Genomic DNA, 18949 nt, shown 5'->3' with positions numbered 1-18949 from the left:
AACGACACGCCCTTGTCCCGCTCATGGGTGGTTCATGCCACTCAGGTGTGTGGTGTCGGTCACCCCGTCGGCATGATCGTATGCAGGCAATCCCCCTGATCACCGGGTGAACAACAGGTTTCTCCGTCCTGTGAGCGCGGCATCACCCGCCTTGCGAGACGGTAACGGAGAGTGCAACCATCAGTTTTGTTCCCCAGCCCTCGCAAGGTAGGTCGTCTGTGTCTGTGCAGCACATAGTCCAACCCCGAACCACAGCTGTCGTGCTCGCCGGTGGTACCGGCCAGCGCGTGGGTCTGTCCATCCCCAAGCAGCTGCTGAAGATCGCAGGCAAGGCTGTCATCGAGCACACGCTGGCGATCTTCGAGCAGGCGGACTGCATCGACGACGTGATCGTTCTGATGGCGCCGGGCTATGTGCCGGACGTCGAGAAGATCATCGCCAAGGCCGGACTGACCAAGGTCGTCAAGGTCATCGAGGGCGGCTCGACGCGCAACGAGACCACCGAGCGCGCCATCGCGGCCCTCGGTGAGGGCCTGGCCGAGGGGGAGGACCGCAACGTCCTGTTCCACGACGCCGTCCGCCCGCTGCTCTCCGAGCGCGTCATCAAGGACTGCGTCGACGCCCTGGACCGCTACCAGGCGGTGGACGTCGCCATCCCGTCCGCGGACACGATCATCGTGACCCGCACCCACGGCGAGGACGGCGAATTCATCACCGACGTGCCGGACCGCTCCCGGCTGCGCCGCGGTCAGACCCCGCAGGCCTTCAAGCTCTCCACCATCCGCAGGGCGTACGAAGTCGCGTCGGGCGACCCGAATTTCCAGGCGACCGACGACTGTTCGGTCGTGCTGAAGTACCTGCCGGACGTGCCGATCTACGTCGTCGCGGGTGACGAGTACAACATGAAGGTCACCCAGCCGGTCGACGTCTTCATCGCCGACAAGCTCTTCCAGCTCGCGTCCACCGCGGCCCCCAGCCCGGCGGACGACGCGGCCTACCGCGAGCTGCTCGCGGGCAAGACCCTGGTCGTCTTCGGCGGCTCGTACGGCATCGGCGCCGACATCGCCTCGCTCGCCGAGTCCTACGGCGCCAAGGTCTACGCGCTGGGCCGCTCCACCACGGGCACCCACGTGGAGAACCCGGAGCACGTCGACGACGCGCTGTCCACGGCGTACGGCGAGACCGGCCGCATCGACTACGTGATCAACACCGCAGGTGTGCTCCGTATCGGCAAGCTCGCCGAGACGGACAACACCACCATCCAGGAAGCGCTGAACGTCAACTACCTGGCGCCGGTGCAGATCGCGCGTGCCTCGCACAAGTACCTCGCCGAGACCAAGGGCCAGCTGCTGCTCTACACCTCCAGCAGCTACACCCGCGGCCGCGCCGAGTACAGCCTCTACTCCTCCACCAAGGCCGCCATGGTGAATCTCACCCAGGCCCTGGCGGACGAGTGGGCCGGCGACGGCATCCGCGTGAACTGCGTGAACCCGGAGCGCACCGCGACCCCGATGCGCACCAAGGCGTTCGGCACGGAGCCGGCCGGCTCGCTGCTGTCGTCCGAGGCCGTGGCCCGTACCTCGCTCGACGTACTGCTGTCGGCCCTGACCGGGCATGTCATCGACGTGCGTCAGCAGGACCCGACGCGCGGCGCCTCGGAAGCCTCGGGCTTCGAGCAGGCGCTGGCTTCGGTCCTGGACCGTCAGGAAGATGTGTAATACTTCTTGAATTCAAAATTCGGGCCTCTGTAGTCGCCGTTACACAGCGCACTGCGGGGGCCCGAATCCGTGAAGGCTCACCTTCACATGTCCTTTGCAAGGCACGAATCGGTAACCCTGGAGCAGGTTCTTCGTGATTTCGAAAGCCATTCGTATGGCTCGCGTGGGCAGCGGATCCGAGCTGGCCGCCGCAGTTCTGCTGATGCTCGGATTCCCGTGCATCATGCTGGCGGCGATAATTCCCAGCCTCTGGTTCTTCGCGGTGGCCGTCACCGCGACCTACCTCGCGGATCAATATCTGCACCAGCGGTCCAGCTATCTGGTCAACCGGCTGGCCAAGGTCCGCGCGGGCCTGTCCATCCGGTTCCTCGTGCGCCAGCTGTTGCTGGTGCTGCTGCTGGCCCGTATGGGGTACGCGGAGGAGATCGTCTTCTATGTGACGGTCGCCTGCCTCCTCGGCTTCTACGGGCTCCAGGCGCCGCACGGCGCGATGGTCACGCTGATCCGGCTGCGCCGCAAGCTGCCGGTCGTCACGCGCAACATCGACCTGCGCGGCGTGCGCATCCCGGACGCCCCGAGGCGCGGCCTGATAAACCGTTCCGCCGAGAAGATGCTCCACCTCGACGTCTTCGCGTTCGTCGGCGTGCTGATCGCCATCGAGACCGACGTCAACCTGTTCGCCTACGTCGGGCTCGGCCTCACCCTGCTCGGCGCCGTCGGCTATCTCGCCGTTCTGCTCCCGAAGCTGCGCGGCGCCCGGCTCCCGGCGCCGCCCCAGAAGGTGCTCGACGGTGTCGACGCCTGGCTGCGCGACTACCGGCCCACGGTGCTGCTGTACTTCTCCGGCTCCAAGGAGTCGGCGTACCAGGTCAACATGTGGCTGGACACGATGGCGCAGCTCGGCGGCCGGCCGCTGGTCCTGCTGCGCGAGCGCAACATCGTGCCGCAGCTCGCCAGTACCTCCCTCCCGGTGCTGTGCGTGCCGGGCGGTGTGCACCTGATGAACCTGGACCTGTCCTCCGTGCGTGTGGCGCTGTACGCCGCCAACGTCGGCAAGAACATCCACCTGCTGCGCGTGCCCACCATGAAGCACGTCTTCATCGGTCACGGCGACAGCGACAAGCTGGCCAGCGTCAACCCGTTCAGCAAGGCGTACGACGAGGTGTGGACCGCGGGCCGCGCCGGCCGCGACAGGTACGCACTGGCCGACGTCGGCGTCCTCAGCGACGACATCGTGGAGGTGGGCCGCCCGCAGCTCGCCCCGATCAGGACCGGCGCCGGCCGGCCCGGCAACCCGATCCCCACCGTGCTCTACGCCCCCACCTGGGAAGGCTGGGACGACAACCCCGGCAACACCTCCCTGCTGCTGGCCGGCGAGAACATCGTCAGGCGGCTGCTCGACTCCGAGAAGCCGGTCCGGCTGATCTACAAGCCGCACCCCTTCACCGGCACCCGCAGCCCCAGGGCCAAGGCCGTCCACACGCGGATCACCGAGATGGTCGAACAGGCCGCCGCGGCCCGTGCGAACGACCCGAAGTGGGCGAAGGAGGCCGCTTCGGCGGCCGCCGATCAGGCCGCCGCCCGCGCCGAGCTGGTCCGCGTCGAGGCGCGCCTCGCCGAACTGGCGGGCTCCTCCCGCATCGGCCGGGACGAGGCCGAGGAGTCGCGCGACTCGCTGGCCGACCCGGCCGCCCAGGCCGAGGGCGCCGCACTCAAGGACGAGTGGAACGCCGCGTACTGGCGCTCCTTCGGCTGGTGGGAGCACAAGGTCATCGCCGGTCCCGAGCCGCGGCTGTACGACTGCTTCAACGAGTCCGACGGCATGGTCTCGGACATCTCCAGCGTCGTCTCCGACTTCATCGCGAGCGGCAAGCCGTACGCGGTCACCGACTCGGCAGGGCTCGGCGAAGCCGAGTTCAAGCGCCAGAACACAGCGGTGCGTGCCGCGGTGATCCTCTCCAACAGCGCGATCGAGCTCGATGAGCTGCTGGCGGCGGTCGAGGACGGGGACGCCGACCCGCTCGCCGAGGACCGCCGCGAGCTGAAGCAGTATCTGCTCGGCCCGGACGAGCCGACCTCCATGGAGCAGTTCGAGGCGGCGGTGCAGGCGCTGGCCGCCAAGGCCGAGGCGCGCAACGCCGGTGTCCTGCAGAGGCTGGCCGAGACGGAGATGCACACGGAGGCCGAGCTCGCGGCGGAAACGGCGGCGGAGGCCGTGGCCGGGGCTGAGGTCGAAGGCGAGGCCGAGGTGCCCGCGCCGGGCCTCGACGACACGCCGGTCGGCTGACCGGAGCAGAAGCGGAACCGGAACGGCCCGGTGGCCCCTGGAAGGGGGCCACCGGGCCGTTCGTGTGTATCGGAGCAGGCCGGGGCTGAACCATTTGGTTGGAAGGCCACGAAATGCAACCTTTTGGCTCTTATGGTCGTCTTGTCTTTCTATGAATGACAAACTCGTGCCCGACGTCACGGTTGTCGTCGGCGCCTATGAAGCCATGCCCTACCTGGTCCGCTGCCTGGAGTCGGTGGAGTCGCAGACTCTCGGCGCCGACCGCATCGAGATCGTCGCGGTCGACGACGGCTCGACCGACGGCACGGGGGAGTATCTGGAGGAGTTCGCGGCCCGCTCCAAGGTCCGCACCACGGTGATCCACCAGCCCAACTCGGGCGGACCCAGCGGCCCGCGCAACGTCGGTCTCGCACTCGCCCGCGGCCGTTACGTCTTCTTCCTCGACGCCGACGACTTCTTCGGCGACGAGGCGCTGGGGCGGATGGTCGCCATGGCCGACCGGGCCGGGACGGATGTGGTGCTCGGCAGGATGGCCCCGCGCGGGCGGGGAGTGCCGCGGTCGATGTTCACGAGAACCCTGGAGCACGCGGATGTCCGCACCTCCCGGGTCATCTACGCGCTCAGTGCCCAGAAGCTGTTCCGGCGTGAGCTGCTGCGCCGGCTCGGTCTCACGTTCGACGAGACGCTCGCGACCGGCGAGGACGCGCTGTTCACGATGGAGGCCTATCTCAGCGGCAGCGGAGTCTCGGTCGTCGCCGACTACGACTGCTACTACCTGGTCGGCCGTGAGGACGGCAAACACGCGACGCGGCGCGGAAGTTACCCGCCGCGCTTCGAGGCGCTGACCGCCCTGGCCCGGCTCATAGCCCGGCTCGAACCGCCCGGCCCCGGGCGGGACCTGCTGATGGTCAGACCCTTCACGGTGGGGCTGCTCCAGCAGTTCGGTCCCGGTCTGCTGCGCCGGCCGGAGGCCGAGCAGCGCGACAGGCTGCGGCTCGCGGCCGCCATGACGGTTCCGTACTGGACCAGGGGAGTGGCCGCCCACATCAAGGTGGGGGAGAGGCTGGTGCTGGAGTGCGTGGCCCGCGGACGTCTCGATCTGCTGAAGGGGGTGCTGGAGTTCACCGCCGCCGGGTCCGTGCCCGAGGTGGTCACCGAGGGCCCTGCCGGGCGCACGTATCTCGCCTATCCGCACTTCCGCGACAGCCGGGCCGGGCTGCCCGACCGGGTGTACGAGGTCACCGTCCCCGACTGGTCGGGCAGTCGGCGGATACGGCCGCCGGGGCCGCGTCCCGCCACGATCCGGCGGCTGGCGCGCGGCGCGCGCAGGCGCGTGCGCGGGGGCGTGCGGCGACTGGTGCGCGGCGTCCGGGCCGGAGCCGGGCCTCTGGGCAGGGGAACGCTGGGTAAAGTCGATCCTGCTGAGCAGTATCCGCTCGGGAAACATCACTCGACTCGAGGACATTCATCGTGAAGGCACTCGTTCTCTCCGGAGGGGCGGGCACCCGCCTGCGTCCCATCACGCACACCTCGGCCAAGCAGCTGGTTCCCGTTGCCAACAAACCCGTGCTCTTCTACGGCCTGGAGGCGATCGCCGAAGCCGGTATCACCGAGGTCGGTGTGATCGTCGGGGACACCGCGGAGGAGATCCGAGAAGCCGTCGGGGACGGTTCCCGGTTCGGGGTGAAGGTCACCTACATCCCGCAGGACAAGCCGCTCGGACTCGCGCACGCGGTGGTTATCGCCCGGGAATTCCTGGGCGAGGACGATTTCGTGATGTATCTGGGCGACAACTTCATTGTCGGCGGTATCAGCGGACTCGTCGACGAATTCCGGAACGAGCGCCCGGACGCCCAGATCCTGTTGACGAAAGTACCCGACCCGACGTCTTTCGGTGTCGCCGAACTCGATGACGCGGGACGCGTTGTGGGCCTGGAGGAGAAGCCGAAGGAGCCCAAGAGCGATCTCGCGCTCGTCGGCGTTTATCTCTTCACCCCGTCCGTCCACGAGGCCGTGCGTTCCATCGAACCGTCCTGGCGCGGCGAGCTGGAGATCACGCACGCTCTCCAGTGGCTGATCGACCAGCGGCGCGACGTCCGCTCGACGACCATCGCGGGCTATTGGAAGGACACCGGCAACGTCACCGACATGCTGGAGGTCAACCGCCTGGTGCTGGAGTCCGTGGAGCCCAGCAACGAAGGCACGGTCGACGACGCCAGCGAGATCATCGGCAGGGTGCGCATCGAGGCGGGCGCGCAGATCACCAACAGCCGGATCGTCGGCCCGGCGATCATCGGCGGGGACACGGTGATCAGCGACGCGTACGTCGGCCCGTTCACCTCCGTCTCGGAGCGGTGCCGGATCGAGGACAGCGAGATCGAGTACTCCATCGTCCTGCGCAGCGCCTCCATCACCGGGGTGCGACGGATCGAGGCGTCGCTGATCGGCCGCGACGTCGAGGTCACGCCCGCCCCCCGCAATCCCTCCTCCCACCGACTCGTCCTCGGCGACCACAGCAAGGTGCAGATCTCCTCATGACCACCAAGATCCTGGTGACCGGCGGCGCCGGCTTCATCGGCTCCCACTACGTCCGCACGGTGCTGGGCCCGAGCGGCCCCGGTGACGTGTCCGTCACCGTGCTCGACAAGCTGACCTACGCGGGCAACCCCGCCAACCTCGACGAGGTGCGCGACCGTCCCGGATTCGACTTCGTCCAGGGCGACATCTGCGATCCCGACCTCGTCGGCAAGCTGATGGCCGAGCACGACCAGGTGGTGCACTTCGCCGCCGAGTCGCACGTGGACCGCTCCATCGACGGCGGCGCCGAGTTCGTCCGTACGAACGTGCTGGGCACACACACCCTGATCGACGCCGCCCACCGCGCGGGCATCAAGACCTTCGTGCACATCTCCACCGACGAGGTCTACGGGTCCATCGACGAGGGCTCCTGGCCCGAGACGCATCCGCTGGAGCCCAACTCGCCCTACTCCTCGGCCAAGGCGTCCAGCGACCTGATCGCGCTGTCGTACCACCGCACGCACGGCCTGGACGTCCGCGTGACCCGCTGCTCCAACAACTACGGGCACCATCACTTCCCCGAGAAGGTCATCCCGCTGTTCATCACCAACCTGCTGGACGGCCGGAAGGTCCCGCTCTACGGCGACGGCGGCAACGTCCGCGACTGGCTGCACATCGACGACCACGTCCAGGGCATCGAACTGGTCCGCACGAAGGGCCGCGCGGGCGAGGTCTACAACATCGGCGGCGGCACCGAGCTGTCGAACAAGGAGCTCACCGGCCTGCTGCTCGAAGCCTGTGGCGCCGACTGGGACACCAGCGTCGAGTACGTCACCGACCGCAAGGGCCACGACCGCCGCTACTCGGTCGACTGCACCAAGATCCGTGAGGAACTCGGCTACACGCCGCGCAAGGACTTCGCGACCGGCCTTTCCGAGACCGTGCAGTGGTACCGCGACAACCGCGCCTGGTGGGAGCCCCTCAAGGAGCGTGCCGCACTGTGAGCACCTGGCTGGTCACCGGCGCCGGCGGGATGCTGGCCCGGGACGTCCGCGACCGGCTCACGGCCGACGGGGTGCAGGTCGTCGCTCCGCGCCGCGCCGAGCTCGACATCACCGCACCCGACGCGGTGCGCTCGGTCCTGGCCGAGCACCGGCCCGCCGTGGTGGTCAACTGTGCCGCGTGGACCGACGTCGACGGCGCCGAGGAGCAGGAGGAGGCCGCGCTCGCGGTCAACGGCACCGGCCCGCGCGTGCTGGCCGAGGCGTGCAAGGAGAGCGGCGCCGTGCTGCTGCATGTCTCCACCGACTACGTCTTCGCCGGCGACGCGCACGCGCCCTACGCCGAGAACGCCCCCACCGCCCCGCGCACCGCCTACGGGCGCACCAAGCTGGCGGGGGAGCGTGCGGTGCTGGAGCTGCTGCCCGAGACCGGCCACGTGGTGCGCACGGCGTGGCTGTACGGCGCGGGCGGGCCGAACTTCGTGCGCACCATGATCCGGCTGGAGGCCTCCCGGGACACGCTGGACGTCGTGGACGACCAGCGCGGCCAGCCCACCTGGAGCGCGGACCTCGCCGACCTGCTGGTGCGGCTGGGGCACGGCGCGCTGGCCGGGGCAGTGGCCGCGGGAGTCCACCACGGCACCAGCGCCGGCGAGACCACGTGGTACGGATTTACCCGCGAGATCTTCCGCCTGCTGGGCGCCGACCCCGACCGCGTACGCCCGACGACCAGCGCAGCCTTCGTCCGGCCCGCGCCCCGGCCGGCGTACAGCGTGCTGGGGCACGCGGGATGGCGCGGTACCGGGGTCGAACCCCTGCGCGACTGGCGTGAGGCGCTCGCAGAAGCGTTCCCGGCGCTGCTCGAAGCAGAGCGCGGAATGGGTGCTACCGGCCAGTAGTAGTTTACGTGCAGGCGCCGTACACGCTAACTTCGCTGGGAATCAATCAATTTGATTCCCAGCGAAGGGCTCCACCAGTGGACCGCCACGGCTTCCTGCGCCAACTGCACCGCACCTACAAACCCCGGAACTATCTCGAAATCGGGGTCAATGACGGACGCAGCCTGGCGCTCTCCCGGGTTCCCTCCGTCGCGATCGACCCGGCATTCCGGGTCGTGACCAGCATCAGCTGCGATGTGCACCTGGTCAGGGCCACGAGCGACGACTTCTTCGGCCGCAAGGACCCCTTGGTCCATCTGCGCAACGGCCGCAATCCATTTCGCGCACTCGCCCGCAAGGATCCGCTGAACGTACTCGGCGGCGAGCCCCGGCTCGAACTGTCGTTCATCGACGGAATGCATCTCTTCGAGTACGCGCTGCGCGACTTCATGAACGTCGAACGGCATTCACGCTGGTCCAGCGTGATCGTGCTCGACGACATGCTCCCGAGGAGCGTGGACGAGGCCGCGCGCGACCGCCACACGAAGTTCTGGGCGGGCGATGTCTACAAGGTCGTCCAGGTGCTCCGCAAGTACCGCCCCGATCTGGTCGTCGTCGAGGTCGACACCGCGCCGACCGGCGTCGTCGCCGTCTTCGGCGCCAATCCGGAGAGCACCGTCCTCAAGGACAACTACGACAAGATCCTCGAGGAGTACGTCGTACCCGACCCGCAGGACGTGCCCGACGAGGTCCTGGTCCGCAAGAACGCCGTACAGCCCGAAGCCCTGCTCGGCGCGGACTTCTGGCCCGGCCTGATCCGGTCGCGTACGCTGCGCCGCTCGCGCGGCTCGTTCGCGCCGGTTCGCCGAAGCATCGAGAAGATCACCGGCTGAGAGCCGCCGCCCGATCACACAGACGCCCCCGGGACGGACATCCCGGGGGCGAATTGCTGTGCTCAGTCCCGCGCGCGCAGCTGCGCGTAGAAGGCCTCGCACTCCTCGTATCGGGGGAGCAGCCCCTGCTCCTCGGCCTCGGCCAGCGTCGGTGCGGCCGCGTCCTTGTCGGACAGCAGCGGTGTGATGCCCTCCGGCCACTCGATGCCGATGCCGGGGTCGAGCGGGTTGAGGCCGTGCTCACGCTCGGGGGCGTACCCCTCCGAACAGAGATAGACCACGGTGGCATCGTCGGTGAGTGCCATGAAGGCGTGGCCGAGGCCCTCGGACAGGTAGACGGAGTGGTGGTCGCTGTCGTCGAGCCGGACAGCCTCCCACTTGCCGTACGTGGGCGAGCCGACGCGGATGTCGACGATGACGTCGAGGACCGCGCCGCGCACGCACTTCACGTACTTGGCCTGGCTCGGCGGCACATCGGCGAAGTGGATGCCGCGCAGTGTGCCGCGGCTGGAGACCGAGCAGTTCGCCTGCTCCAGGCGGAGGCGTCCGCCGGTGGCCCCGGCGAAGTCGGGGGCCTTGAACCACTCGTGGAAACTGCCCCGGCTGTCGGGGAAGACCTTCGGTTCGTGCACCCAGGCCCCGCTGATGGAGAGCTGCCGCATCTGTTCACATCCCGGCTGTCGTGATCGCGTTCCCGGCCATTCTCGTACGCCCCGGCCCCGCTCCTGTCCCTGTCCCTGTCAGCCGAACACCTTGGCCGCCAGCCGACGGACCTTCCTGCGGCCCGCCGGAGGCAGCCGGCGCACGATCGGTCCGGCCACGGCACGCACGGCGCGCCGGGCCGCGGCCCGCCTGCGGTGCGCGGCCAGCTCCCGCAAAAGCCCGGGGTCGGGCACCGGGAGGCTGTCGTCGAGCCGCAGCCGTCCGGTGTCGTCCACACTCACCCTGCACAGCGGCAGCAGCGGACCCTTCGCGCCGTCCAGCCGCACCGAGAGCTGCCAGCTGCCGGCGGGAGCGCCGGGGACGCGCCGCGGCACCGACAGATGCGCCCGGGCCAGCTCGGGCCGCAGCACACCGGGGAAGGAGTGCACGGGCTCCGGATCGGTGTCCGGCGCCCAGTCCCCGGGCGCGGCCGTGGGCTGGGTCAGCACGAGCTCCGGGAAGCCGTCGCCGTTGCCCGTCCCCACGCCGGTGGAGCCTGTCGTGAACAGGTCGAGCCGCAGAGCGCCCCGCTCCCCGGGCATGCGCAGTACCGCACGGCCCGCGAGACGGGGCACGAGCTTCTTGGCGCGCCGGGCGACGTCGAGGGTGAGATTGCTGTGCGGGTCCGTGAAGTAAGGGATCACCGGGCGGGGAGGCGAGGCCAGCAGCGCGGGCAGACAGCGGCCGTCCACGCGGGGGTCGCGGTCGGCGCCCAGGCGGGCCTTGCGGACCAGGCCCACGCCGCGCACGGTCACCCACGCGTCCCAGAAGCCGCGTCCAAGGCTGCCCCGGCCCTTGCGCGCGCCCTCGGGCGCCAGATGTCCCGTGCCCCGCAGCACCACCTCGCAGGTCCCGTCGCCGAGATCCTCGACGCTTTCCGTGAACGTGGCGGAACAGGGCCACTCCACCGCCGTCTCACGGTTGCGCAGCGACAGCTCGGCCTTGTGCCCGCGGATGTCGTCGGTGACGTCCACGAGCTCACCGCCGGGCAGGAACGGCTCCGTGACGGCGGGATCCAGATACAGCCGGTTGTCGTGTCGCACCAGCGTCAGGGGCTTTTGGTGCTCACCGTGCACCAGACGAGCGGTGAGCCCGACCGTGATCCGCCCGTCCGGCTGCCAGGCGAAGTCCTCCAGCCGTACCGCGCCCTTCACGGAAGCCGCGAACCGCGCCAGCCGCACCAGCCCCTCGGCGTCGTCCTTGCGCAGCAGGGTGGAGCGCTGCCGCAGCAGCGGGCCGAGCCCGTCGTGCACCGCGTCGTTCATGAAGTCCAGGGCGAGCGGGCGCACCGCATCGATCATCTCGCGCAGGAAGTCCTCGTCGTAGGCGAGGACGGCAGGCTCGCTGAGCCTGCCGAGCATCTCCACCCGGTAGAAGCGGCGCAGCACCCGCTCCCGCAGCGGGCCGGGCTCCGTGCCCGCGACGACGACGTCGAGGACCTCACGGAGGTTGGCGTAGTAGCCGGCGGGCAAGAGCTTGGCCGACCCGGCGTTCTTTCCGTCGTCGCGTTTCGAGTAGTGGTAGCAGGTGTACGTGCCGAGGATCGAGACGACCTGGGCCGGGAGGTACGCCTTCATCATGTACAGCTGGTCCTCGAGGCGGCGCTTGCCCTCGGGGTAGGCGATGCCGTGCTCGCGCAGGAACTGCGTACGGAACATCTTGTGCGGGGTGAGGCTGTCGAACAGCGGGGCGTTGCTCAGCGTGCACTTCTCGCGGTTCTGCTTGAAGACACCGTGCGGGACCCCCCGGAAGTTGCTGGCGACCTTGCCCATCACGATGTCGGAGCCGTTGCGGTGGCCCATGTCGTACAGCCTGCGCAACGCGTCCGTGCCGAGGTGGTCGTCCTGATCGAGGAACTGGACGTACTCGCCCCTCGCCTCGGCCACCCCGATGTTGCGGGGCTTGCCGGGCCAGCCGGAATTGGGGATGTGGATCACTCGGAAGTGGGAGTACTGGGCGGCCAGTTCGTCCAGTCGCCCGGGAGTGTCGTCGGTGGACCCGTCATCGACGAACAGGACTTCGAATTCTTCCGCGGGCAGTGTCTGCCCGACCAACGATTCGATACAGGGATCGAGGTACTTGCCGGGGTTGTACACCGGGATGACGACACTCACTTTGACCGACACTGCTGTGCCCCGTCTCTTGTGGGAACCCGAGTCGAAGGTGGAGGCCGGAGGCAGGGCGATGCGGGCGCGCGCCACCGCCCACCTGCACCTTAGCGGTTGTCCGGATCTCGTATTCGTAAGCTCCGCAATTCCTGTTAGGGGTAAGCGGTTTCGGCGCGCCCCGTTGTGTCGCGGCGTCGCGACACGGCTGGAACCGGACGGTGCCCAGGGCCCGGTCCGGGGCTGTCCAGCGGGCGGAATGCCCGCGCACCCGGCACCGGCCCTGACATAGATTCGGCCTGTGACAGTGGCAAGACAGCAGGTGACCCAGGCCCGCAGGATCGTCGTGAAGGTCGGCTCGTCCTCGTTGACGACCGCCGCCGGAGGGCTCGACGCCGACCGTGTGGACGCTCTCGTCGACGTACTCGCCAAGATCCGCAGCGGAGGCGAGAAGGAGATAGTCCTCGTCTCCTCGGGAGCCATCGCCGCCGGGCTCGCGCCGCTCGGCCTGACGCGCCGCCCCAAGGACCTGGCCCGCCAGCAGGCGGCCGCCAGTGTCGGCCAGGGGCTGCTCGTGGCGCGCTACACCGCCTCCTTCGCCCGGTACGGCGTCCGCGTCGGCCAGGTCCTGCTGACCAGCGACGACACCAGTCGGCGCGCCCACTACCGCAACGCCTACCGCACCCTGGACCAGCTGCTCGACATGGGTGCCGTCCCGGTCGTCAACGAGAACGACACCGTTGCCACGGACGAGATCCGCTTCGGTGACAACGACCGGCTCGCCGCCCTCGTCGCCCATCTCGTACGCGCCGATCTGCTGGTCCTGCTCTCGGACGTCGACGGCCTGTACGACGGGGACCCGGCGAGGCCGGGTACCTCGCGCATCGACGAGGTCCACGGCCCTGACGACATCGCCCATGTGCAGATCGGCAGCGCCGGCAAGGCGGGCGTGGGCACCGGCGGGATGGTCACCAAGGTCGAGGCGGCGCGGATCTCCGCGGCCGCCGGTGTGCCCGTCGTCCTGACCTCCGCCGTACGCGCGGCCGACGCGCTCTCGGGCCGCGCGACCGGCACGTACTTCCACGCCACCGGACGGCGTTCCGCCGACCGGCTGCTGTGGCTCGCCCACGCCTCCACCCCGCAGGGCTCGCTGACTCTCGACGACGGTGCCGTGCGGGCCGTGGTCAAGGGGAAGAAGTCCCTCCTGCCGGCCGGCATCGCCGCCGTCGACGGTGAGTTCAGCGCCGGGGACCCCGTCGAACTGCGTGACTCCGCAGGCCGCGCCGTAGCCCGCGGACTCGTCAACTTCGACGCCAAGGAGATCCCCCAGCTGCTCGGCCGCTCCACGCGCGACCTCGCCCGGGAACTGGGTCCGGAGTACGAGCGGGAAGTCGTACACAGGGACGATCTCGTCGTCCTTCAGCCCTGACCGGCCCGCCGAAAGGCGGAAAGTCCTGCCATCCGCCGGAGACGTTTACCAAAACCGCCCCACGCCCCGCCGTGGGCTGGTCAACTTTGTTGCGGGGGTTGGCGGGGTTCGGCAACGACGCAGCAACAGGAGGCCGCCGGTGAGACGAGCGCGCCCTGGGGACATGCCCCGAGGCAATGGGAGGCCGTCCCCTGCCCGCCGTGCAGCGGGTGAGGAGCGGGCCCTGACCAGTGTCGGCGGCGCAGCCGACTATCAGGACGGCTTCGGCGACGGCGCCGGCACGACAGCTGCCGACCGGACCGGGGCCGGGTCCGCCGCGGAGACGGAGAGTCGCACGGAAGATCAGGCGCTGTCCAAGCTGTGGCACATCACGCTCAGCGTCTCCGGCGTGGAGGCCCCGCTCCAGGAGGTCCGCCGAGGCCTCGAGCAGCTCGCCCACGACCATCCGTTCCTGCTGACCAGCCGCTACGCCAACGACCATGCGGAGATCCGCTACTGGGAAGAGGCCCGCGATCTGCACGACGCGGCCGCCGTCGCGCTGCGGCTGTGGGGGGAGCACCGTTCCACGGCCAAGCTGCCGCCCTGGGAGATCGTCGGCCTGGAGGTCATCGACCGCCAGACCTACCACCAGCGGATCGCTGAGGGCTACGGCCCGCCGCCGGCGTCCCCGGTGGGTGTGCATCCCTTCTGAGGCTTCTGTCTCGCACAGCGGGATACGTTCCGGTGGGTACCCGCAGCGCACTACCCTGCGGGTATGACGTCGCTCTCTTCGGTCTCGCCCTACGACAACATGTCCCCGGTCGCCAAGGTCGCCTACCGGGCCCGGGCCGCAGCCGCCGACCTCGCGCCGCTGCCACGCTCGGCGAAGGACGACGCGCTGCTGGCGATGGCCGACGCCCTCGAGGTCCGGACAAGCGAGATCGTCGAGGCCAACGCCGAGGACGTCGCGCGGGCCCGCGAGGCGGGGACGAGCGAGTCGATCATCGACCGGCTCACGCTCACCCCGGAGCGGGTGCGTGCCATCGCCGCGGACGTACGGCACGTGGCCGCGCTGCCCGACCCGGTCGGCGAGGTGATGCGCGGATCGACGCTGCCGAACGGCATCGACCTGCGCCAGGTGCGCGTCCCGCTCGGCGTCGTCGGCATCATCTACGAGGCCCGGCCGAACGTGACCGTCGACGCCGCGGCCCTGTGCCTCAAGTCCGGCAACGCGGTGCTGCTGCGCGGCTCGTCCTCCGCGTACTCCTCCAACACCGCCCTGGTGAAGGTCCTGCGCGACGCCGTCGGCGGCTCCGGTCTGCCGGCCGACGCCGTCCAGCTCGTGCCCGGCGAGAGCCGTGACTCCGTACGGGAGCTGATGCGCGCCCGCGGCATGGTCGACGTGCTCATCCCGCGCGGCGGTGCCTCACTGATCCGCACGGTCGTCGAGGAGTCCACGGTGCCGGTCATCGAGACCGGTACCGGCAACTGCCATGTGTACGTCGACGCCGAGACCGACATCGACATGGCGATCGCGATCCTCATCAACTCCAAGGCGCAGCGCCCCAGCGTCTGCAACGCCGCGGAGACCCTCCTCGTCCACAAGGACATCGCCCCCGCCTTCCTGCCGCGTGCCCTGGGCGCGCTCGCCGACGCGGGTGTGACCGTCCATGGCGACGAGCGCGTCGTCGAGTACGCCGAGGCCACCAAGGCGACGATCGTCCCCGCCACCACGGAGGACTGGGAGACGGAGTACCTCTCCTACGACATCGCCGTCGCGGTCGTCGAGTCGCTGGAGGCGGCGGTCGCCCACATCCGGCTGTGGTCCTCCGGCCACACCGAGGCGATCGTGACGACCTCGCAGGCCACGGCCCGCCGATTCACCCAGTTGGTGGATTCCACGACCGTCGCCGTGAATGCGTCCACACGTTTCACCGACGGTGGCCAGTTCGGATTCGGCGCCGAGATCGGCATCTCCACGCAGAAGCTGCACGCCCGCGGCCCGATGGGGCTGCCCGAGTTGACCTCGACGAAGTACATCGTGACCGGGGACGGTCACATCCGGTAACCGTCAGCCACCCCCGAGGGGCGTCACCCGGGCGGGGAGAGTTCACGCTCTCCCTGCCCAAACCCATCGGCCCGGTCTACTCTGAGACCGTGCCGGACGACGTGGGGGGCAGGCCGTTCCCGGACGGCTGGGAGCCCGACGACGACCGCGGGGGCGCGGACGAGGACTTCGCCACCGTGGTCTTCGACGAGGACTTCGTACGGGCCGCCAAGATCCATGAACCGACCGCCGTCGAGCGGTTGCTGGCCGCCGCGGAAGCACGCGCCGAGGCCGAGGCAGCCCGCTCCGGCACCCGCTCCGCACCCACCGACGACGACCTCTACGGCGATCTCCACGGCTTCGGCGGCCACGAGCGCGAGCACGCCCGCGGCGGGGACGACGACTTCGACACCGACGACCTCGCGAGCCCGTACGGACGCCATGGCGGTGCACTGCGCCCGTATCGCGGCAGTGCGCGCTGGCACCGGCCGGTGGCCTGGATCCTGGCACTCGTGATGGGCATCGGGATGGTTGCCCTCGCCTTCACCGCCGTCTATCGCGGCGCTTCCGGCAACCGCCAGGACCAGGTGCCGCAGCCCGCCCGGACGGGCGTGGACGCTCCGCCCACCGGGGCCACGGTGAGTGGCAGCGGCGGCGTGCCCACGGCCGCCGACGCGAGCCCGGCGCCACCGGTGCCCGCCGCGCCGCGCACTCCCTGAAACACCCGTGCAGCCATGTGGCCGCATGCGTGAGAACTCGTCAGAACTTGTCGCGCACCAGCGCGTTTACCGTGCCCCTGTCAGACCTACCCTGAAAGTATGACTCGGCGCGGAGACCCGCCCGAGGGCTCACCCGAGGGGCTCCCGGGCGGTGAGGACGAGTACCGATCCGTCGTCTTCGACGAATCGTTCGTGCGGGCTGCCCAGATGCAGGAATTCTCGGCCGTCGAGCGCATGGGGGAGCACGCCCCCGCTGTGCGCAGCGTCCCCGGGGCGGGCCACAGACGCGCATCGCGGCAGATCCTGATGATCGTCCTCCTCGTCGCCGTCGCCTTCGGCACCGCCGTGTATCTCGGCATCCGCCAGCCCTATCAGTCCACTCCGGTCAGGCAGGCCGAGCAGCTGCGGATCACCCTGATCCCCCTCGCCCCACGAGGCCCCGTCCCCGGCGGCACACCCGCGGAGCTCTTCTCGCACAGCCCTGCCGCCCAGTACCGGAGCGGCGCATCGGGGGTCACCCTCCCGGCCGTACGGCGCACCGACCACTTCTCCGAGAGCCAGGTCATGACCGCTCTGGCGACCGCGAAGGACTACCTGGTGCAGTCGTCCCTCGATCCCGATGTGCTCACGGGCGGAGCGGTGCGTTCCGTGCGGGCGCTGGTCCACCCCGACCAGTTGGCCCAGTTCGACCGGAGCGTGGCTGCCCCGCAGGCCGACGGCCGGCACGCCACCACCGGCTGGCTGGTGCGTCTCGACCCGGCGAAGGTGGCGCTGGCCGATGCCACCGTGCGGGTGCAGGGCAGCCTACGAGTCGCAGAGGCGGGGTCGAACGCGCTGGAGGTCACGGCCGACCACACCTTCGTCTACGCCGTACGGCCCGCGGCGCTGACGGGGCCGGTGAGCGACCGGGCGTCGCTCTTCACCGTCCGCCGCGAGCTGCACTTCCGCCTCGACCCGGACGATCTGCGCCACCACCGCCTGGAGGTGCTGGGCAGCTCTGTCCAGGCGGGCCCGCAGGACTGCGCCCTGGATGCCTCGGGAGTGCTGCGTCCGCTGCTCGCGGGGCAGCGTGCGGGATCGGACGGTCCGGCGGGCACCGATCCGTACGCCCCGGGCCCGGCGACGGCGGCCCTGTGCGGGACGCTCGCCGCCGACGCCCAGCCATCACCCTGACGGGCGCGGGCTGTCCCTCGGGCGGCGCAGCCGCTCGAACTCCCGGCTCAGCTGTCCCGTGTGCCGCCCTCGCTCCCGCTGCTGGTCCCGTTGCTCCCGGTCGCGCCGCCACTCGCGCCGGTGAACTTGTCACGCAGCTTGCCGCCCAGGTCGCCCGCGCCACCGGCTATGTCGCCGACCAGCTTCATCAGCGGATCCTTGCTCGTGCGCACCGACTCGGCGTAGTGCGAGGCGGACTCGCGGAACGAGTCGGTGACCGAGGTGTCCTTGTCCTCCGTCCGGCGCGGGTAGTGACCGTCCATGATCCGCTGGTAGTCGCGGCTCTCGGCCCACTTCTTCAGCTCCGCTGCCCGGACCGTGGTGAACGGGTGCGAGCGGGGCAGCACGTTGAGGATCTTCAGCACCGAGTCGCGGAGGTCGCCGCCGGCCTCGTACTCCTCGGCCTGTGCCAGGAACGCGTCCACGTTCATCTCGTGCAGGTGGTTACCGCCGGCGATCTTCATCAGCCCTCGCATCGAGGCCTGCAGGTCCTGGCCGACCAGCAGCCCGGCGCGGTCCGCCGAGAGCTCCGACTTGCGGAACCATTCCCGCAGCGCGGTGACGATCGCCATGATCGCCATATTGCCCAGCGGGATCCAGGCGACCTTCACGGCGAGGGTGGTGAGGAAGAGCAGAATCGTGCGGTAGACGGAGTGGCCCGAGAGTGCATGGCCCACCTCGTGGCCGACGACCGCCCGCATCTCCTCCTCGTCGAGCAGCTCCACCAGGCCGGTGGTGACCACGATGATCGGCTCGTCCAGGCCGATGCACATCGCGTTGGGACGCGGGTCCTGCGTCACGTACATCGCGGGGACCTTCTCCAGGTCCAGGATGTAACAGGCGTCCCGCAGCATGGTGTGCAGATGCGCGAACTGCGCCTCGCTCACCCGCACCGAGTCGGAGAGGAAGAGCAGGCGCAGGCTGCGCTCGGGCAGCAGACCGCTCAGTGCCTTGAACACCGTGTCGAAACCGCTGAGCTTGCGCAGCGCCACCAGCGCCGAGCGGTCGGCCGGATGCTCATAGGCCCGCGACGAGATCTCCGGGAAGCGCCGGCGCCTCCTGCTCGGTGCGTGCTCCTGGCTTTCGGTCATCGTGCCCCCTGTTTGTCGCGTACCGTTCTCGTCCCCCTGACGACCCCCAGCGTAGGTGCTGGGGCTCCGACGCCGCGGGGGCTGTGGATAACCACAACGACCGAGTCGGCGTGAGCGTGCCCGAGCGGCCCGCATACGATGTGCGCGAAGTCTCTCCAGTCCGACTCCCGATCGATAGGTCCTGCTGAAGATGAGCCTCACCAGCGCCGCCGCCAACCTGGCCACTCTCGCCGAGGGCGCCGAGCACGGCGGCAACCACGCAAGCCTCAGCCCCTACATCACCGGCGGCGGCGCCCTGCTCGTGCTGCTCCTGCTGCTGTGGATCACCACACGCTTCAACCGCGACCGCTGAACCCACGCCGGTTGCCCGG

At 69.7% G+C, this 18949-nt stretch carries 16 protein-coding genes; 13 read left to right on the top strand and 3 right to left on the bottom strand.

Annotation, left to right across the window (positions count from 1 at the left end; all coding sequences use genetic code 11):
• The first annotated feature begins 218 nt into the window (after positions 1-218).
• The 7 genes from AC067Z_RS05720 to AC067Z_RS05690 all read left to right on the top strand — a co-directional run bounded on the left by AC067Z_RS05720 (position 219) and on the right by AC067Z_RS05690 (position 9294).
• Entirely contained in the window at positions 219-1718 is a 1500-nt protein-coding gene (locus tag AC067Z_RS05720) for a D-ribitol-5-phosphate cytidylyltransferase (protein WP_478788183.1), read from the top strand.
• Between the two features lie 154 nt (positions 1719-1872).
• Positions 1873-4005 carry a hypothetical protein gene (locus AC067Z_RS05715; RefSeq protein WP_478788182.1) on the top strand — a complete coding sequence of 711 codons (2133 nt, stop codon included), beginning with the start codon at positions 1873-1875 and terminating at the stop codon, positions 4003-4005.
• 151 nt (positions 4006-4156) lie between these two features.
• Positions 4157-5479 carry a glycosyltransferase family 2 protein gene (locus AC067Z_RS05710; RefSeq protein WP_478788181.1) on the top strand — a complete coding sequence of 441 codons (1323 nt, stop codon included), beginning with the start codon at positions 4157-4159 and terminating at the stop codon, positions 5477-5479.
• Positions 5476-6543, top strand: coding sequence for a glucose-1-phosphate thymidylyltransferase (locus AC067Z_RS05705; RefSeq protein WP_478788180.1), 1068 nt, complete (start codon positions 5476-5478; stop codon positions 6541-6543). Before AC067Z_RS05710 ends, AC067Z_RS05705 begins: the two co-directional genes overlap by 4 nt.
• Positions 6540-7526 carry a dTDP-glucose 4,6-dehydratase gene (rfbB, locus tag AC067Z_RS05700; RefSeq protein ID WP_478788179.1) on the top strand — a complete coding sequence of 329 codons (987 nt, stop codon included), beginning with the start codon at positions 6540-6542 and terminating at the stop codon, positions 7524-7526. The genes AC067Z_RS05705 and rfbB overlap by 4 nt, the downstream gene beginning before the upstream one ends.
• A gap of 29 nt (positions 7527-7555) precedes the next feature.
• The gene (gene rfbD, locus AC067Z_RS05695; RefSeq protein WP_478788475.1) at positions 7556-8422 is read left to right on the top strand and encodes a dTDP-4-dehydrorhamnose reductase; all 867 of its coding nucleotides are present in this window, start codon (positions 7556-7558) and stop codon (positions 8420-8422) included.
• A 77-nt stretch (positions 8423-8499) separates the two neighbouring features.
• Complete coding sequence (locus AC067Z_RS05690) at positions 8500-9294, top strand: O-methyltransferase (protein WP_478788178.1); 795 nt, start codon at positions 8500-8502, stop codon at positions 9292-9294.
• A 62-nt stretch (positions 9295-9356) separates the two neighbouring features.
• Here the strand turns inward: AC067Z_RS05690 and rfbC are convergent, their stop codons facing one another.
• Together rfbC and AC067Z_RS05680 are read right to left on the bottom strand one after the other, a co-directional pair.
• Entirely contained in the window at positions 9357-9956 is a 600-nt protein-coding gene (rfbC, locus tag AC067Z_RS05685) for a dTDP-4-dehydrorhamnose 3,5-epimerase (protein ID WP_478788177.1), read from the bottom strand.
• A 78-nt stretch (positions 9957-10034) separates the two neighbouring features.
• Entirely contained in the window at positions 10035-12110 is a 2076-nt protein-coding gene (locus AC067Z_RS05680) for a glycosyltransferase family 2 protein (RefSeq protein WP_478788176.1), read from the bottom strand.
• Positions 12111-12402: 292 nt separating this feature from the next.
• Between AC067Z_RS05680 and proB the strand changes: the two genes are divergently transcribed.
• The 5 genes from proB (at position 12403) to AC067Z_RS05655 (ending at position 17448) form a co-directional block, all read left to right on the top strand.
• Positions 12403-13530, top strand: a complete 1128-nt coding sequence (gene proB / locus AC067Z_RS05675; RefSeq protein ID WP_478788175.1) for a glutamate 5-kinase — start codon at positions 12403-12405, stop codon at positions 13528-13530.
• A 163-nt stretch (positions 13531-13693) separates the two neighbouring features.
• Entirely contained in the window at positions 13694-14221 is a 528-nt protein-coding gene (locus AC067Z_RS05670; RefSeq protein ID WP_478788174.1) for a hypothetical protein, read from the top strand.
• A gap of 63 nt (positions 14222-14284) precedes the next feature.
• Positions 14285-15577 (top strand): glutamate-5-semialdehyde dehydrogenase, encoded by a 1293-nt coding sequence (locus AC067Z_RS05665; RefSeq protein WP_478788173.1) that lies wholly within the window; start codon positions 14285-14287, stop codon positions 15575-15577.
• Between the two features lie 89 nt (positions 15578-15666).
• On the top strand, positions 15667-16275 hold the full coding sequence (locus AC067Z_RS05660; protein WP_478788172.1) for an SCO2584 family spore wall biosynthesis protein: 609 nt from the start codon (positions 15667-15669) through the stop codon (positions 16273-16275).
• Between the two features lie 99 nt (positions 16276-16374).
• Entirely contained in the window at positions 16375-17448 is a 1074-nt protein-coding gene (locus tag AC067Z_RS05655) for an SCO2583 family membrane protein (RefSeq protein ID WP_478788171.1), read from the top strand.
• Between the two features lie 47 nt (positions 17449-17495).
• Here AC067Z_RS05655 and AC067Z_RS05650 read toward each other — a convergent pair whose 3' ends face one another.
• A complete protein-coding gene (locus AC067Z_RS05650) occupies positions 17496-18578 on the bottom strand; it encodes a M48 family metallopeptidase (RefSeq protein WP_478788170.1) in 1083 nt (360 codons plus the stop codon).
• Between the two features lie 190 nt (positions 18579-18768).
• Here AC067Z_RS05650 and AC067Z_RS05645 point away from each other — a divergent pair, with 190 nt between their 5' ends.
• Positions 18769-18930, top strand: a complete 162-nt coding sequence (locus AC067Z_RS05645; protein WP_478788169.1) for a hypothetical protein — start codon at positions 18769-18771, stop codon at positions 18928-18930.
• The last annotated feature ends 19 nt before the right edge of the window (positions 18931-18949 follow it).

This window comes from Streptomyces sp. NPDC043812, assembly GCF_056436245.1.
This window is presented reverse-complemented; position numbering and strand designations above follow the sequence as displayed.

Coding starts and splice junctions, on each gene's coding strand:
- rfbC (WP_478788177.1), bottom strand. CDS start 9,956: ATGCGGCAGCTCTCCATCAGCGGGGCCTGGGTGCACGAACCGAAGGTC.
- AC067Z_RS05650 (WP_478788170.1), bottom strand. CDS start 18,578: ATGACCGAAAGCCAGGAGCACGCACCGAGCAGGAGGCGCCGGCGCTTC.
- rfbB (WP_478788179.1), top strand. CDS start 6,540: ATGACCACCAAGATCCTGGTGACCGGCGGCGCCGGCTTCATCGGCTCC.
- AC067Z_RS05645 (WP_478788169.1), top strand. CDS start 18,769: ATGAGCCTCACCAGCGCCGCCGCCAACCTGGCCACTCTCGCCGAGGGC.
- rfbD (WP_478788475.1), top strand. CDS start 7,556: ATGCTGGCCCGGGACGTCCGCGACCGGCTCACGGCCGACGGGGTGCAG.
- AC067Z_RS05655 (WP_478788171.1), top strand. CDS start 16,375: ATGACTCGGCGCGGAGACCCGCCCGAGGGCTCACCCGAGGGGCTCCCG.
- AC067Z_RS05710 (WP_478788181.1), top strand. CDS start 4,157: ATGAATGACAAACTCGTGCCCGACGTCACGGTTGTCGTCGGCGCCTAT.
- AC067Z_RS05665 (WP_478788173.1), top strand. CDS start 14,285: ATGACGTCGCTCTCTTCGGTCTCGCCCTACGACAACATGTCCCCGGTC.
- AC067Z_RS05715 (WP_478788182.1), top strand. CDS start 1,873: ATGGCTCGCGTGGGCAGCGGATCCGAGCTGGCCGCCGCAGTTCTGCTG.
- AC067Z_RS05670 (WP_478788174.1), top strand. CDS start 13,694: ATGCCCCGAGGCAATGGGAGGCCGTCCCCTGCCCGCCGTGCAGCGGGT.